This is a genomic window from Haloterrigena salifodinae (assembly GCF_003977755.1).
Lineage (GTDB): Archaea > Halobacteriota > Halobacteria > Halobacteriales > Natrialbaceae > Haloterrigena > Haloterrigena salifodinae.
In genome coordinates, this window is sequence record NZ_RQWN01000001.1 from 953,495 (window position 1) to 969,414 (window position 15,920).

The window sequence follows — 15,920 nt, forward strand, 5'->3', positions numbered from 1 at the left end:
GATGCGCGTGATCCTCCCCGCCGGGACGACCGAGACGGCCCTGATCGACGGCATCAGCGCTGCCGGCGCCGCCCCGGAGCTGATGGAACACACCCCCTCCGCGGACGTCGAGATCCTCGAGTACGGGAAGCCGACGACGGCCCCCGTGACGCCGGTGAGCCCGAGCGGCTGTCCGACGCCGGCCGCGGTGACTCGAGCCGTCCGGGAAGTGCTTGGCTTCGACGCGACCGTGGTCGACGCCGGCCTCGCCCAGCCGACGGGCGCGCCGACGGTCGATCTGGGTGTCGAGCCCGGAACCGACGTCCGCGAGGGCGAAGCCGTCCCCGACGCGGCGGCGATCTTCGACCGCGCCCGCTCGTTCGGCGCGAGCCTCCCCGAGGACGACCTCCTGATCGGCGAGACCGTGCCGGGCGGCACGACGACCGCGCTGGGCGTGCTCACCGCGCTCGGTGAACCGACCGCCGTCTCCTCCTCGCTCCCGCGGAATCCGATCGAACGCAAACGTCGGGTCGTCGACGAGGCGCTGGCGGCGAGCGACCTCGAGCCCGGCGACTGCAAGGACGACCCGCTCGCGGCGATCCGCGCCGTCGGCGACCCGGTTCAGGCGACGGTGGCCGGTACCGCAGCCGGTGCGCTCGAGTCGGGCGCCGACGTGACGCTGGCCGGCGGAACCCAGATGGTGGCCGTCGCGACGGCCCTGCGCCACGCCGACGTCGACGAGCCGCTGTCGATCGCGACAACCTCGTTCGTCGAAGACGAGCAGGGCGATCGGCTCGGCGAGGCCTGCTACCGGCTGAACTGCGAGCTGACAGTCACGGATCCCGGCTTCGGTTCGCGCGATCACGTCGCCATGGCCCGCTACTGTGCGGGCGAGGCCAAGGAGGGCGTCGCGATGGGCGGCGCGCTCTCGCTGGTCCCCGACGGCCGGATGGACGACGTACTTGACCGACTCGAGGCGGTCTGCGATCGGCTCGGAATCGACGCCGATGGCAGACCGGACTCGGATCCGAAGGCGGAGACGAACCCGAAGACGGAGGGCGACGGTGGACCCTGACGCGATACGCACCGGAGAGCGCGTCCCCCACGGCGGCGAGACCGACCGGGATATCCTCGATTTCTCGGCCAACACCAATCCCTATTCGCCCGATGGCGTCGAGGCGGTCTACGCGGACGCCCTCGAGGACTCCCGCCGGTATCCGGACGACGACTACCCCGAGTTCCGGGCCGCAGCGGGAGAGTTCGTCGACTGTGCTTCCGATCGGGTGATTCCGACGCCCGGCGGACTGGCCGCGATTCGGCTGGCGCTGGAGGTCACCCTCGAGCCCGGCGACGAGGCGCTGGTTCCGTTCCCGAGTTTCGGCGAGTACGCGCGCGAAGTCCGCCTGCAGGGGGCCTCGCCGCGGTTCGTTCCGCACGACGAGATCCTGGCGGCGAACGACGACGCGCTCGAGGACTGCGCGCTGGCGATCGTCTGCACGCCGAACAATCCGACCGGTGACGCGGCCGATCCCAACGCGCTTGCCGAGTTCGCAACCCGCTGTGGAGCCGCGGGAACGACGCTGCTGGTCGACGAGGCCTTTCTGGGGTTTACCGACCTGCCGTCGGCCGCCCGCCTCGAGTCCGCGGACGTGATCGTCGCCCGCTCGCTGACCAAACTGTTCGGCCTGCCGGGGCTGCGGGCCGGGTTCGCGGTCGCGACGGGCGAGCGACACGAGGCCCTCGAGACGGCCCGCCGCGCCTGGTCGCTGGGAACGCCGGCCGCTCGGGTCGGCGCGTCCTGTCTTCGACAGGACGCGTTCGTGCGCGAGACCCGCCAGCGGGTCGCCAGCGAGCGCGAGCGAATGCGAGCGGCGCTCACCTCGCGGTTCGACGTCCGGCCGTCGGACGCGCCCTACCTGCTGTGTGACGTCGGCGGGCGGGACGTCGACAGCGTGATCGCCGCGGCCCGCGCGGACGGCGTCGCGATCCGCGACGCGCGGACCTTCCGCGACCTCGACTCGCACGTCCGCGTCGCCGTCAAGGACCGCGAGGCGAACGATCGGCTGCTCGCGGCCCTCGGCGTCGCCGACGGATCGGAATCCGACGACTCAAGTACCGGACGAGAGCACTAGCGCCGTGGATGACCGCGACTGATCCCGCGTACGAGGCGGTCCGCCGAGACGGCGTCCTTCGGGTGGCGCGCCTGGGAACGGAGTGGCTCTCGACCGGCTGGAACGGCGGGCGCCGAACCGCCGACTGCGCCTACAACGTCACCGTCCCAGACGGTTGGGACCGGACCGATCTCGAGGCGTACGTCGACGAGCGCCTCGAGCGTGCGGGCTTCGACGCCGGCGGACCGGCCCTCCTGACCGGCGTCGAGCAGACCGACGCCCGCGGTGCGCGGCGCGGTTCCGTGACCGCCTACGCGACCGCCGGCATCTCGAACCCGGCCGCGTTACCGATGGACCCGGAGGACGACTCGAGTGCTGGCGTCCCTGACTCGGCGGACGGCGACGCGACACCGGACCGCGGCACCGTCAATATCGTCGTCGGAACGACGCGGGCGCTCGCCCCCGGCGCGCTGGCGAATCTGATCGCCGTCGCCGCGGAGGCCAAAGCCGCGACGCTGCTCGCCGAGACCGGCGTGCCGGGCACTACGACGGACGCCGTCGTCGTCGGCCACGATCCGACCGGCGAGCGGGCCGCGTTCTCCGGTAGCGGCACCGACGTCGGGAGGGCGACTCGAGCCTGCGTCCGGGAGGCCGTCAGCGCGTCGCTGAAAGCTCATTACGCGGACACCGAGGCTGATCTCCCGAACTCGGTTGCGGATGCGACCTACGGCGTCTCGACCGACGGTCGGGCCGAGGTCTTTCGGCCGTCGCTCGAGGACCGATAGCTGGCTCTCGAGTCCCCGCTTGCTGTGGCGTGCGCTGGACCGCGGCGAACGGAACGTGAGCCGCGGCCCAAATCTCGCGAGCGAATCGGTTGGGGAGGGTGTGGCAATTCCCCGTTGTCGGGGCCAGCAGGACGCTGGTTTCCGTCTCAACCCTCTTCGATCCGACTGTACTATTTTCACCCGAGTGAACGCATCGAGCGAGAAGACAACTCCTCGAGTTCGGTCCCGAAGATCGAAGATACACCCTTTACCCGTCTCGAGTCCAACGGAGGGCCAATGGCGGGGGAAGAGAACGCGAACGACGATCCGACGACCGTCCGCTCGCTGGCGCTGTCGGCCGAGGACGCGGCCAACGCCTACGCGTACACGCGGGAGAACCCCGGCGAGGCCGTGCTCCGCGTGACGCCGCCGTTCCACGGCCGCATGCGGGCGCGAATCCACGTGTACCGACGCGACGATACCGAACTGACTGGGGCAGTCCACGTCCCGCCCGAGGACGTCATCGAAGACGACGTCGTCGCCGACTATCCGGACCTCGAGGGGGAACTCGAGGACGCCGACCCGTCCGAAACGGAGCGGATCCGCAAGCGCCACGCCGAGGCCGTCGAGGACTGGCAGGCGCGAGCGGAGGCGGCGATCGTCGACGCGGTGGAACTCGAGACCGACGCGGGACCCCACCGCGTCGACGTCAAGCGCCTTGGATAGGCCGGAGACTCGCGCCGCCACCGCCGCGACGTCGATTCACAGATTCCACGATACACCCCCGCTGTCCTGCACTTTCACTTTCACTCCGGGTGGATCGGTTTAACGTACTATCCCTCTCATCGATACGTATGGCACTGATCGTCGACCGAACCGATGACCGATCCGAGCCGACCACCAGAGACGAAGGCACCACGCTGGAGTTCGACTCTCAGCGGCGTCGCATCGACGTCACCGATCTCCACGCCGCCGGCATCGAGGAGTTCGTCGAATCGAGTGTCGACGCCGACGACGTCTCGCTCGAGCACCGTCTCGATCGGACGTACCTCGTCATCGAGGAGTAACGTCGGATAGCTGCATCCGCACACACACACATGCTCCGCCGGCGTCCCTGTCAGACGCCGACGGTTCCCTGTCACACGCGCCACCGAATCACCTGTCACCCGGTTCGGTGGCACCCTGTCACGTACTCTGCCGGAACGCCTGTCACGCTCCGGCGGACCAGCCGTTACACGCCACGAGAATACGAGAGTAGGATCGGGATTGGGACCGATAGACTATCGGGGCCGGATTCGTGACCGGACCCACTCGGCGAGGGTCTCGGGAAGCGCGTCTCGCGCGTCCGGCTCGATCACGAACCGCTCCGTGTCCGACCTATTTTTCACCGCGCCGAGGAATCCGTCCGTCGCGTCCAGTGTGATCGCGGCCAGCACCGGCGTCGACAACTCGAGGGCGCGCGTCGCTTCGCGAACGAACCGGTCGCTCTCGAGTTGCATCGGCGCGATCTCGTCGATCACCACGCAGTCGGCGTCGTCGACGGCTGATGGCAGCGCCCTCCCGGCGAGGCGGTCGACGACCGAGGCGTCGACGGTGTACTTGCCGATGGTGGGGGCGGACGCTCCCGACTCGCAGGGCTCGTCGCGTCCGTTCGAGGCGCCGTCCGCCTCGCTCACCCCGTCGACGCGGGCCATTACCGCGCGCTCGCCGCTCGCGACATCGACGATGTCGAACCCCACGCGCCGGCCCGCCTCGCGGCATTCAGGACTCGAGAGGCCGCCGACCGCGTAGCCGTCCTCGAGCAGGCGCGAGACGGTCCGCTTGAGGGCGGTCGTCTTGCCGCTGCGGGGCGGGCCGGTGACGAGAGCGTTGGTCGCATCTGACATCGGTACTTCGGCGTTCGTGATCGGACCGTTCGGCCGCCTCGAAACTAAAAGCCTCCGCGATCCGTCGCCCGACTGATCGGTCCCCCGTACCGTTTTTGTCGGGATCGTGGGAGAACGTCGCATGTCTCGAGCGCGAGCGAGCGGACAGGAGCGATCGACGACGAGCGCGTCTCGGCGACGCGTGCTCTCGAGGGCGAGTGCCGGACTCCTCGGGGCCGCTAGCGTCGTCGGGAGGGAGACGAGTGCGACGGCGGGGACGGAACCGAGCGTACAGTCGAGTCAGGAGGGAGCCGTCGCCGACCAGCCGCTGTTCGACGCCCACACCCATCTGATCCCCGCGGAGACCCTCGATAGGGAGCCCCTGTACGCGGACGACCTGGTGTCATGGATGGACGCGGTCGGGATCGACCGCGCGGTCGTGCTGGCGCTCGATTCGCCCGAGAGCTATCCGGTCCAGGCGCCGAGTTGGTGGATCCTCGAGCAGGTCGCCGCCTACCCCGACCGGCTCGTCCCCTTCTGTACGGTCGATCCGCGGACGCTGGTCTACGAGGAGGACTTCTCGGCCGTCACGAACCTCCTCGAGCGCTACGTCGAGCGGGGCGCGCGGGGCTTCGGCGAACTGAAGGCTGGGTTACCGATCGACGACGCCCGACACGAGCGGCTGTACGAACTGTGTGCCGACCACGGGCTTCCGGTGGTCCTCCACCTCGACGACAAGGCGATGCTCGACGCGGTCGGACTGCCGCGCTTCGAAAACGTGCTGGCGTCGTTCCCCGACGTCGATTTCGTCGGCCACGCCCACGGCTGGTGGGCCCACATCTCCGCGGACGTCGAAGAATCGGATCTGGGTCGATATCCGGAGCGGCCGGTCGAACCCGGCGGCCGGGTGCCGGAGCTCCTCGCCCGGTACGACAACGTTTACGGCGATCTCTCGGGACTCTCCGGCTGGACCGGACTCACTCGGGATCCCGAATACGGACAGGCGTTTCTCGAGACCCACCACGAACAGCTCCTCTTCGGGACGGACTATCTCTACCCGGGTCACGAGGTGCCCCAGCTCGGACTGTTCGATCGGTTCGATCTCCCGGCCGAAGCGGGGGCGAACGTTCGCTACCGGAACCTCGAGGGGCTATTAGGTGAGGCGTAAGCGCTCGGCAATCGTCCGGCAGTCGAGCGCTCAGAACCGCTGCAATCGAACTTCGTCGCCGGTGATCTCGTCGACGTAGTCCTCGTCGAGCTTGAATCGTTCCATACCGTCGGCGACGTCCCGGTCGCGGTGGAGTCGCGACTTGATCGAGTCGCTCATCTCCGCCCCGGGTTCGACGTACGCGACCCCCGCACCGACCTCGTCGATGACGCCGATCTCCTTGCCGTTCGTGTTGACGACTCGCTTTCCTTCCTCGTCGACGGTGAGGTTAGCGCACATACCCATCCGTTGCCGAGGGATCGGGGTATACGTCGGCCCTCCATGTGCCTGTGTCCGGGCCTCGAGCGTCGCGGGCGAGTGGGAATTTCCTCGAGAGCAGCGGCTGCGAGTCGGTCCGCGAACCGGTCGGCAGGTCCGAACGGCGGACGACGGAATCGATACCACTACCAACCCGGAACCGCGACGGGCGGTAATGAAACTCGCGCGGATCGCGACCGACGACGGGCCGGTCGCTGGACGGTACGAAGACGGCGTCCTCCACGCCGACGACGGCGCCTACGACGTCGGCGTCGACCCCGACTTCCTGCCGCCCTGTAACCCCTCGGCGCTGTACCGCATCGATGGCGACCTCGCGGCCACCGACTACCAGTCGACTCGGGAACGCGTAGACGCATTCGACTTCGTGGCGGAGTCGGCGACGTCGCTGGTCGGCCACCGGGCCTCCGTTCCGGTTCCCGATCCCGCCGACGAACTTGTCACCGGCAAACTCGTGGCCGTCGGCGAACTCGCGGCCGTCATCGACGAACGCTGTCGAAACGTCTCCGAAGACGAGGTTCCGGGGGTCGTCCGCGGGTACACGATCCGAAACGACATCGTCGCGGTCGACTCGAACGGTCACACCGCCCGGGACGCGTCCGACGGCTCTGGCTCGCTGGGTCCGTGGATCGAAACCGCGGTCGACCCGATCGGCGTCGGCGTGCGGTTCGACGTCACCGACGAGCGGCGCCGGGAGGCGACCGTCGAATCGATGCCGTTCGACCCCCTCGAGATCGTCTCGTCGCTCTCCCGTCGGGTTACCCTCCGTTCGGGCGACGTCGTCTCGCTCGGCAGTCCCGCGGCTCCCGGAGCGGTCGAAGCTGGCGATGCCGTCGAGGCCACTTACGAGGGCGTCGGGACACTCCGAAACGCTGTCGTCGACGCGGACGGCGAGCGCGGACGCGAGCGAGCGACCGAGGGGCAGCGACGCGGCGTCGGGCTCCACTGAGACGTTGGCGCGACGGCGGGGCCGACCGCGTTCGATAGCGGAAGTGTCGGGAGCGTCGGAAGGGACCGGCATCGAGTGACTGCCGGCGCGACCATCAACCGTTTCGGTTGTCGGTCGTGTAACGACGGCATCAGATTGGCATTCCCTTTTGCTCCCCGAGCCCGTCTCTCCGGTAGCGAAGCGACGGTTCGAACCGGCGGAGATTCGCCGTTCGTTCGAGCCTCCGTCAGTACACCAGTATGGATTCGCCTGAAGACTCACTGACGCCGGACGGCGGCCGCCCGCGCTCGAGTCCCCCGAACCGGCGAGATCCGTTCGCCGAGGGGATCGACCGCCGACGGCTCATGCGGTCGTCGGCCGCCGCCGGCGCGACCGCCGCACTGGCCGGCTATGTCGGCGGGAGCGACGGCGCTGACCGGCGCGCCCCTACGGTCTACGTGTTCAACAACGGCGACCGAACGGTCACCGTCATCGACGCCGAGACCGACGAGGCGCTCGAGACCGCACACGTCGACACCACCGCGTCGTTCCCGGCCAACCAGTACGGGACCGGCGCGGATTCGACGTACGATATCCTCTGGCTCAACGTCAACGGCGGCGTGAAAGCCCTCGACGCCCACACGCTCGAGGCAGTCGCCCGCGTCGAGACCGGGTTCGAGCCGAACTATCCGAACCTGACGCCGAACGAGGAGCACCTGCTGGTGGCCGCAGGCGGAACGACGACGCTCGATCCTGATCCCGACGACCCCGATAACCACGTGATCGTTCGGATCGACGCCGACCGCGACAGCGATACCTTCGGCGAGGTAACCGGCGAGATCCGGACCGGCTACACCGGCCCGTGTGACGTGACGTTCCCGCCGTCGGGCGAGTACGCGTTCGTCCCCGACGTCGCCGACGAGACGCTCAGGGTCGTCAGCGTCGATCCCTTCGAGACCGCGGCCGAAATCGACGTGGGCGATCCCGTCGGTGACGGGAACGTCCTGCCGTTCATGGCCACGGCCTCGTTCGCCGGCGACCTGCTGCTGATCGAAAACGGCGAGGGGACGCTCGGCCCCGACCCAGCGGTGCCGCGAGAGGGGTCCGAGAGCATTTGGGACATCTCGACGCCGGACGAGCCCGCGGAACTCGAGCGGATCACGCGAGACGACGGCCTCCCGGCGGCGCCGATCACCAGCGAGATCGATCCGGACGGCGAGGCGGGCTATCTCTTTACACCCGAAGCGGACAGCGTGACCGTCCTCGACCTCGAGGACGGGACGATCGACGGGGAGCTCGACGTCGGCGGGAGCGCTATCTCGGGCGCCTGGGGTCCGCGCCGAGAGAAGCTGTACGTTCCCGTTCAGACGGCCAACCACGTCGCCGTTATCGATCACGCCGAGCGTAACGTCGTCGCGACGGTCGACACCGGTGAATCACCGACCGGAGCCGTCGGCGGCACGGTTCGGCCGGAGACGAGTACGAGCCGTCGACTGCGGGGCTCGCTCGCCGAGCTCGGCCTCGAGGTCGGCGAACGGGAGGCGACGTACTGCCCGGACGATAACTGTTACTGCGGCTGACGTCCGGACCGTCGAGAAGAAAGGCACTTGAGGACGACGCCCCTCTCCGGAGCCGTGAGCGCTGACCAGCGGCGACGCGTCGAGGTCTACCCCGACCGCGAGGTCGTTGTCGAGTTCGATCCGGAGCTTACCTTCGAGTGCGTCGAGGACTGCACCTGGTGTTGTCACCACGGCGTGCTCCTCTACGACAAGGACCTCCTCGAGTTGGCCCAGCGGGCCAACCTCGCCGAGACGACGACGGACTTCCGCGGCGAGAAGTTCGTCACCCGCGAGGAGAAAGATCGGGACGACCACGTCGGCGACGACGGCTGCGCCTGCGCCTTCCTCCGGGACGACGGCCTCTGTACCCTCCACTTGGAGGAGGACTGGAAACCGACACGGTGCTCGGTCTTTCCGCTGGCCGTCTTCCGCGAGGACGGCGACCTCCACGTCGACATCCGCGACTCGGCCCACGAACACTGCGAGGGGCTGAACGTCAGCGAGCGGAAAGTCATTGAGAACCTCGAGGCGTTCCTGCCGGAACTGTTGTGGGAACTCGAGAATCCGGATTCGGACCGGGAATTGTAGCCCGCCGGCCGCCGAGCATGAATGTTAAATAGATATCATGTCTGCTGTACGTACTGTCAGCATCGAGCCAAATGTTACCACGGCTCTCCAACCCTTTAAATGTCTCCCGCACGTAGTACAGTTGTGACAGAAGAATCCGGGCGCCGGAACCTCCGTATGCCCAACAACGATGAAGTATTCGCCGTCGTGACCGAACACCTCGGTGGCAACCACGTGCAACTGCGCTGTGCCGACGGCGAGGAGCGCCTCGGCCGCATCCCCGGCCGGATGAAGTACCGCACGTGGATCGAACAAGACGACATCGTCGTCGCCGAACCCTGGGACTGGCAGGACGAGAAGGCGACGATCGAGTGGCGCTACACCAGCCAGGACGCAGATCAACTGCGTCGCGAAGGCCATATCGATTGAACCTCGGTAACTCGAACTGACCGCATTTCTCGCCGACCGACACCGCCCTCGAGCGACGGCGTTCGCGTCGCGTACCGCTATTCTCGCACTGAATCGAATCTGCTCGAGAGGTCGGTCCCGAACTGAAGGGATCTCATGGATAGTACGGACTGTACGTGTTTCAGGAAGGCTGCATTCGCAGCGATATTGTGAGGATAATGGGCGGAAAGATCGAGTCGAAAACGATCGGTACAGAGCCGAGGGCCGTAGCCGCAACGCTTGTTGCAGGACGTATTGGGATGGCCGGCAGTCTCTCGAGAGACGAAGTGGTCACCTAACTCTGATATCCCCTCTTTCTGGCTGGGATGATGTTCACCCTTGTCGCGGCCATTTGTTGGTTCGGCTCAACACCTTTCTGACGGTGCAAATACGGCGGCCAACCGCCGATACGCTCGCGCGTGTCGGTAGTAGCAGAAAGCATTTGTCAGCTGTGAAAATAACAGCATACATGAATAAACTCCGTTTGCAGTCAACTTCTGTAACGCCAGCCGTAGTTCTGGCAGCGCTTGTTTGCTGTCTTCTGATCGGCGCTGTCGTTGGTATCCCGTGGCTATTTGCAGACCCGTACGAGACGTCCGACTATCATGCGATCACGCACGAATCTACGGGGGTGTACGACGTTTCAACAGACGATCCCACGCCGATCGATGAGCTTTCGCCAGCCGCACAGGCGGTCGTAGAGCACGGGATAACCGACTATCGAAACAGTGATCGAGATAGCGTGAGCTATAGTGTGAAATACTGTCGTGAAGAGATGCCGGTCTGTGACGAAACTGAACGACCGGACGATTTTACGTACGCTTCAACGAATCCCGGAGATTTCTATGATGTGATAGAAACAGACGATGGCATATATATTCTGAAAACCACCGACGGAACTATCGGAGGCGATCCCGGTCCCTTCTCTGGACTGGAGGAAAAACACATCATATTTGCTACGGTAATTATACCAGTAGTGGGTGTTCTGGCGTTCATGGCCGTCACTAGCCATTTCAGCATCACGCCGGCAGGTGGTGGCACTCCGAACCGAAACGTAATCCTGGGTCTTGCACTGTACGGAATCCTCTTCACAGGACTCGGAATCGTGGACCCACTTCTCGAGATGTACTATGGGTTCTCGTTCTCTGAGGACTTCTTGGGAATCGGAATAGTATCGATGTGGGTGATACTTTTCGCCACCGTAATACATCCGTTCTTTGATTGGTAGTGTGACGGATACCCTCATATTCGGTTCGCAACCCCACTGAATGTGCGCTTCGCAGCCTATTTCGATACCGAAATCCGTCTCCGATCGAGAGATCTGTGTCTCGATCGCTGCTAGTCGATTCCGTATCGGTCGCGCTACCGAACGCACGGAGCGACGGCTCGGCACGTAACTCACGAAAAATCACAGCAACAGTCAGCGTCGCCCGCTGGCGACGAAGCCGTCGCGATCAGTTGTTGCGGACGACGTTCGTCGCGCGGGGGCCCTTGGGGGCCTGTTCGATATCGAATTCGATCTCCTCTCCCTCCTCCAGATCCGGGCCGCCGACGTCTTCCATGTGGAAGAAGACGTCATCGTCTGCGTCCTCAGTCGAGATGAAACCGTAGCCGCCTGTGTCGTTGAAGAAATCAACGTTACCGTTTGCCATTACAAACAAATGTAGTGCTGACCCCCGGATAAGGGTTCCGAGAGTCGTGATACCACGGAAGTCGGATCCGAGAGCGGACCCTCTCGATCAGTTGATCGTAACCTCGAGTTCCAGGATACCGAGGTGGGGTGGCGCGCCGCCGCCGGTCTGGCGCAACTCGGTGGCGCTCGAGCCGATGTAGTCGTAGAACTCCGAAGGATTCTGGGGGATCACCGGCGTGCCGTCGTCGCGTTTGAGGTAGGCGGGGGCGTCCGTGCCCTCGATCCGGGCGACGCGTTCGTCCCAGTCGCTACCCGAGTAACAGAAGACGCCGAAGGAGAACCGGCCCGCGGCCAGCGCGTCGTGTTTCGTCTGAAAGTGCGTCGCCTCCTCGGTCTTGTACTCCTCGTCGCTGACCCAGGCCAGAGCCGACACGCCCTCGGTCCGGAGCAGGTAGAGGTCCCAGCCGAGCTGGGCGTCGAAGACGGCCCACGCGTTTCGCGGCCCGATCGTGTCCACCTCGAGGCTAAAGGCCGGCCGGCCCCGCGAGGGTTCGTGGATGAACGTCGCGTCGTAGCCGGGGACGCGAATGCCCCGGTCGTGGAAGACGATCCCGTCGACGGGGATCTCCACGTCCAGATTGGAGATAATCTCCCGGACGGAGAACGCCCCCTCGTTCTCGAGATGGTCGACGAACGTGGGGAACCGGGAGACCTCGTCCCACGGTTGGTCGTCGGGGTCGGGGCTCGAGTCGGGGCCCGGCTGACTCATCGGCGGCCTCCGGCGGCGGGTCGGCGCCCGCTTTGGGTTCCGGTTCGGTCGTCGCTGCGGTGCCGAACGGCTGCGGCGGTCGGGCGTCGGCCCCGACGGCTCGTGTCGACGCTGTTGGACATACGCGTACGGTGGGCCTCGGCGCGGATTAGGCTTTCCGACCGCCCTCGAGAACGTGGCGACCGGCGGTTGACCGCTCACGTCGCGGGACGGTCCCAACCCAGCGAGGGCGCGAGCCGACCGCGCCGGAGCGACACGCCTTTTTGACAGCGCCGGGCAGTTTGGGGTATGGATCCAAAGCGGGAGCTTACCAGCGTCGACCTCGCCGCCCTCGTTGGGGAACTCGGTACCTACGAGGGAGCGAAGGTCGACAAGGCCTACCTCTACGGCGACGATCTCGTCCGGCTCAAGATGCGGGACTTCGATCGGGGCCGCGTCGAACTCCTCCTCGAGGTCGGCGAGACCAAGCGGGCCCACACGGTCGCCCCCGAGCGGGTGCCCGACGCGCCCGGCCGACCGCCGCAGTTCGCGATGATGCTCCGCAATCGACTCTCCGGGGCCGATTTCGCCGGCGTCGAACAGTACGAGTTCGACCGCATCCTCGAGTTCATCTTCGAGCGCGAGGACGGCACCACCCGGATCATCGTCGAACTGTTCGGTCAGGGGAACGTCGCCGTCACCGACGGCGAGTACGAGGTGATCGACTGCCTCGAGACCGTCCGCCTCAAGTCCCGAACCGTCGTGCCGGGCTCGCGCTACGAGTTCCCCGACAGTCGGACGAACCCGCTGACGGTCTCCCGGGAGGCGTTCGACCGCGAGATGGAAGACTCCGACACGGACGTCGTCCGGACGCTGGCGACTCAGCTCAACTTCGGCGGCCTCTACGCCGAGGAGATCTGTACCCGCGCCGGCGTCGAGAAGGCGATGGACATCGCCGAGGCCGACGAGGACGTCTACGATCGGATCTACGGCGCCATCGAACGACTCGCGCTCGACCTGCGCAACGGGAACTTCGATCCGCGGCTGTACCTCGCGGACGACGACGGCGACGATGACAACGAGAGCGAATCGGGCGACGAGAACGACGACGACTCGAGTCCCGACCGGGTCGTCGACGCGACACCGTTCCCGCTCGAAGAGCACGTCGAACTGGCCTCGGAGCCGTACGACTCCTTCCTCGCGGCGCTGGACGACTACTTCTACCGGCTCGAACTCGCCGAGGACGAGGAGGAAACCGATCCGACCACGCAGCGACCCGACTTCGAGGAGGAGATCGCCAAGTACGAGCGGATCATCGAGCAACAGCGGGGCGCGATCGAGGGGTTCGAGCAGGAGGCCGACGCCCTCCGCGAGCAGGCCGAACTGCTGTACGCCGAGTACGGGCTGGTCGACGACATCCTCTCGACGGTTCAGGAGGCCCGCGCCCAGGACCGACCCTGGGACGAGATCGAGGAGCGCTTCGCCGAAGGAGCAGACCGCGGCATCGCGGCCGCCGAGGCCGTCGTCGACGTCGACGGCAGCGAGGGAACCGTCACCGTCGAACTCGACGGCGAGCGCATCGACCTCGTGGCCAAGCAGGGCGTCGAACAGAACGCCGACCGCCTCTACACCGAGGCCAAGCGCATCGGGGAGAAAAAGGAGGGCGCGCTGGCGGCCATCGAGGACACCCGCGAGGACCTCGAGGAAGCCAAGGCCCGCCGAGACCGGTGGGAGGAAGCGGACGCCGCCGACGAGGGCGAGGACGACGAGGACGACGAGGGCGAGGAGCGCGACTGGCTCTCGGAACCCTCCGTTCCGATCCGCGAGAACGAGCCGTGGTTCGACCGCTTCCGCTGGTTCCACACCAGCGACGGCTACCTCGTGATCGGGGGGCGCAACGCCGACCAGAACGAGGAGTTAGTGAAAAAGTACCTCGAGCCCGGCGACAAGGTCCTCCACACGCAGGCCCACGGCGGCCCCGTCACCGTGCTCAAGGCGACCGATCCGAGCGAGGCCTCCTCGTCGGACATCGAGTTACCCGACTCGAGCATCGAGGAGGCCGCGCAGTTCGCGGTCTCCTACTCGTCGGTCTGGAAGGACGGCCGCTACGCCGGCGACGTCTACGCCGTCGACTCCGATCAGGTCACCAAGACCCCCGAGAGCGGCGAGTACCTGGAGAAAGGCGGGTTCGCGATCCGCGGCGACCGCACCTATTACCGGGACACGCCGGTCGACGTCGCGGTCGGCATCCAGTGTGCGCCCTACACGCGCGTGATCGGCGGTCCGCCGTCGGCTATCGAGGGGCAGGCGGTGACGACGATCGAACTCGAGCCCGGTCGGTACGCACAAGCCGACGCGGCAAAGCGGATCTACCGCCAGTTCCGTGAGCGCTTCGAGGACGAGTCGTTCGTCCGGAAGATCGCCAGTCCGGACCGCATCCAGCACTTCATGCCGCCGGGCGGGAGCCGGATCAGCGAGGAGTGAGCGGCCGCGTCGCCGCCGCTCTCGCGAGGAGCAGCGATCGGCGTCGCCATCGAGTTCTCCCGACAGCGATCGATCGGCGAGCGCCGCGGCTGCACCTGCCGGGTACAGGCCTACACGGTCGACGGTGGACGCCACGCCCATGGCCGATATCGATACCGACACCGAATCCGACCTCGAGCTGGGAAAGGCGTCGATCGTCTACGAGACCGCAACCGGCGACCTCGAGCGGGCGACCGTCGACAACGACCGCATCGCGTACTTTCAGGACCACTGGCTGTTCGCGTACGGGACCGACGAGGACGGCAACAACGTCGTTCGTCGCGTTCCGAAAGAGCGCGTCCGCTACGTCGAACGCTCCGTCGAAGAGATCGAGGAAACCTTCGAGTCCGGAATCGAGAAGGCCAAGGGGAAAATCGAGGAACTCCGGGACTGACGGCGGTCGGTCGCGGATCTGACGGCGACACCTCGACGCCGAGGCCAGTGATAACCGTGCGCAAGAGACATGGTGGACGTGATCGTACGTAGTCACATGACACCTACTAACGGTACCCGTGTCGATGAGGTAATGTCGACGCCACTCGAGACCGTCTCGAAAAACGCGACGATCCAGGAGGCCGCGACGACGATGCGCGACGAGGAGATCACCGCGCTAGTCGTGACGACGGATCCCCCGTCGATCGTCACCAGCACCGATCTCGTGAACGCTGCCGCTGAGGGACGAGACCCGACCGAACTGCGGGTCAGAGACGTGATGACGGAATCCGTCGAGACCGTGCCGCCGGACCTCTACCTCGAGGAGGTCGCCGCGATGATGACCGGTCTCGGCATCGGTCACCTCCCGGTCGTAAAGAAGGACGATTACCTCGGCATGGTTTCGTCGACCGACGTCACCGCAGCGCTCTCCTGATCCCGACTCGACGGCGCGGTCGACTCGTCGCTGCCGTTACTCCTCGGCGTCGTCGATCCGATCGGCGTGCTTCTCGAGGTCGGCCGCGAGCGTCCGCGCCTGGTCGGCCGTCAACTCGAGTTCTTCCATGTGGGCGGGGAGGTGTTCCTCGGTCATATTGTCGAGTTCGAACTGCAGTCGGACGCAGTCGGGGTTCTCCTTGTCCGAGGTCGCGTTCGCGACGGCGAACGCCTCGGTCTCGAACTCCTGGCCCCTCGCGACGGCGTCGACCAGATCGAGCGTCGTGTAGGCGTTGACCTTCATCAGTCGGTCGGTCATGTTGCCGTAGAGCGGGCGAGCACACTTAGACCACTCGAGAATTGATGACAGAATTGCTTGTAGACCTCGCTACGATCACCGTGTCCTTCGAAAACACCACGAAAGTCCCACCCGTACCCGCTGGCCG

Annotated in this window: 19 protein-coding genes; 14 read left to right on the plus strand and 5 right to left on the minus strand. The window is 66.2% G+C overall.

Annotated elements, in window-relative coordinates:
* Position 1 precedes the first annotated feature (1 nt).
* The 5 genes from cobT (at position 2) to EH209_RS04895 (ending at position 3,921) form a co-directional block, all read left to right on the plus strand.
* Positions 2–1,054, plus strand: coding sequence for a nicotinate mononucleotide-dependent phosphoribosyltransferase CobT (gene cobT / locus EH209_RS04875; protein WP_126661797.1), 1,053 nt, complete (start codon positions 2–4; stop codon positions 1,052–1,054).
* Positions 1,044–2,111 carry a threonine-phosphate decarboxylase gene (locus tag EH209_RS04880; RefSeq protein WP_126661798.1) on the plus strand — a complete coding sequence of 356 codons (1,068 nt, stop codon included), beginning with the start codon at positions 1,044–1,046 and terminating at the stop codon, positions 2,109–2,111. Before cobT ends, EH209_RS04880 begins: the two co-directional genes overlap by 11 nt.
* Before the next feature lie 8 nt (positions 2,112–2,119).
* Positions 2,120–2,875 (plus strand): adenosylcobinamide amidohydrolase, encoded by a 756-nt coding sequence (locus EH209_RS04885; protein ID WP_126661799.1) that lies wholly within the window; start codon positions 2,120–2,122, stop codon positions 2,873–2,875.
* 276 nt (positions 2,876–3,151) lie between these two features.
* The gene (locus EH209_RS04890) at positions 3,152–3,580 is read left to right on the plus strand and encodes a hypothetical protein (protein WP_126661800.1); all 429 of its coding nucleotides are present in this window, start codon (positions 3,152–3,154) and stop codon (positions 3,578–3,580) included.
* Between the two features lie 128 nt (positions 3,581–3,708).
* On the plus strand, positions 3,709–3,921 hold the full coding sequence (locus EH209_RS04895; protein ID WP_126661801.1) for a hypothetical protein: 213 nt from the start codon (positions 3,709–3,711) through the stop codon (positions 3,919–3,921).
* A 213-nt stretch (positions 3,922–4,134) separates the two neighbouring features.
* Here the strand turns inward: EH209_RS04895 and EH209_RS04900 are convergent, their stop codons facing one another.
* Positions 4,135–4,740, minus strand: a complete 606-nt coding sequence (locus tag EH209_RS04900) for a nucleoside-triphosphatase (protein ID WP_126661802.1) — start codon at positions 4,738–4,740, stop codon at positions 4,135–4,137.
* A gap of 121 nt (positions 4,741–4,861) precedes the next feature.
* On the opposite strand from EH209_RS04900, the gene EH209_RS04905 reads away from it, so the two are divergent.
* Positions 4,862–5,887, plus strand: coding sequence for an amidohydrolase family protein (locus EH209_RS04905; RefSeq protein ID WP_126661803.1), 1,026 nt, complete (start codon positions 4,862–4,864; stop codon positions 5,885–5,887).
* A 30-nt stretch (positions 5,888–5,917) separates the two neighbouring features.
* Here the strand turns inward: EH209_RS04905 and EH209_RS04910 are convergent, their stop codons facing one another.
* A complete protein-coding gene (locus EH209_RS04910; RefSeq protein WP_126661804.1) occupies positions 5,918–6,166 on the minus strand; it encodes a hypothetical protein in 249 nt (82 codons plus the stop codon).
* A gap of 193 nt (positions 6,167–6,359) precedes the next feature.
* Between EH209_RS04910 and EH209_RS04915 the strand changes: the two genes are divergently transcribed.
* From EH209_RS04915 to EH209_RS04935, 5 genes are all read left to right on the plus strand, one after another.
* Entirely contained in the window at positions 6,360–7,151 is a 792-nt protein-coding gene (locus EH209_RS04915; protein ID WP_126661805.1) for a fumarylacetoacetate hydrolase family protein, read from the plus strand.
* Positions 7,152–7,390: 239 nt separating this feature from the next.
* Entirely contained in the window at positions 7,391–8,710 is a 1,320-nt protein-coding gene (locus EH209_RS04920; protein ID WP_249038749.1) for a YncE family protein, read from the plus strand.
* A 54-nt stretch (positions 8,711–8,764) separates the two neighbouring features.
* Positions 8,765–9,277: a hypothetical protein gene (locus EH209_RS04925; protein ID WP_126661806.1), complete on the plus strand. Its 513-nt coding sequence runs from the start codon at positions 8,765–8,767 to the stop codon at positions 9,275–9,277.
* Positions 9,278–9,376: 99 nt separating this feature from the next.
* Complete coding sequence (locus tag EH209_RS04930; protein WP_083870274.1) at positions 9,377–9,685, plus strand: translation initiation factor eIF-1A; 309 nt, start codon at positions 9,377–9,379, stop codon at positions 9,683–9,685.
* A 487-nt stretch (positions 9,686–10,172) separates the two neighbouring features.
* Positions 10,173–10,931 carry a hypothetical protein gene (locus tag EH209_RS04935; RefSeq protein WP_126661807.1) on the plus strand — a complete coding sequence of 253 codons (759 nt, stop codon included), beginning with the start codon at positions 10,173–10,175 and terminating at the stop codon, positions 10,929–10,931.
* A gap of 226 nt (positions 10,932–11,157) precedes the next feature.
* Here EH209_RS04935 and EH209_RS04940 read toward each other — a convergent pair whose 3' ends face one another.
* Both EH209_RS04940 and EH209_RS04945 read right to left on the minus strand, forming a co-directional pair.
* A complete protein-coding gene (locus tag EH209_RS04940) occupies positions 11,158–11,355 on the minus strand; it encodes a cold-shock protein (protein WP_008894235.1) in 198 nt (65 codons plus the stop codon).
* Positions 11,356–11,442: 87 nt separating this feature from the next.
* The gene (locus EH209_RS04945) at positions 11,443–12,105 is read right to left on the minus strand and encodes a hypothetical protein (protein ID WP_126661808.1); all 663 of its coding nucleotides are present in this window, start codon (positions 12,103–12,105) and stop codon (positions 11,443–11,445) included.
* 288 nt (positions 12,106–12,393) lie between these two features.
* Here EH209_RS04945 and rqcH point away from each other — a divergent pair, with 288 nt between their 5' ends.
* From rqcH to EH209_RS04960, 3 genes are all read left to right on the plus strand, one after another.
* Positions 12,394–14,568: a ribosome rescue protein RqcH gene (rqcH, locus tag EH209_RS04950; protein ID WP_126661809.1), complete on the plus strand. Its 2,175-nt coding sequence runs from the start codon at positions 12,394–12,396 to the stop codon at positions 14,566–14,568.
* Positions 14,569–14,707: 139 nt separating this feature from the next.
* Positions 14,708–15,001, plus strand: a complete 294-nt coding sequence (locus EH209_RS04955) for a hypothetical protein (RefSeq protein ID WP_126661810.1) — start codon at positions 14,708–14,710, stop codon at positions 14,999–15,001.
* Between the two features lie 132 nt (positions 15,002–15,133).
* Positions 15,134–15,475, plus strand: coding sequence for a CBS domain-containing protein (locus tag EH209_RS04960; RefSeq protein ID WP_126661811.1), 342 nt, complete (start codon positions 15,134–15,136; stop codon positions 15,473–15,475).
* 36 nt (positions 15,476–15,511) lie between these two features.
* On the opposite strand, the gene EH209_RS04965 is transcribed toward EH209_RS04960, so the two are convergent.
* On the minus strand, positions 15,512–15,793 hold the full coding sequence (locus EH209_RS04965; protein WP_211338321.1) for a DUF6360 family protein: 282 nt from the start codon (positions 15,791–15,793) through the stop codon (positions 15,512–15,514).
* Positions 15,794–15,920: the final 127 nt, after the last annotated feature.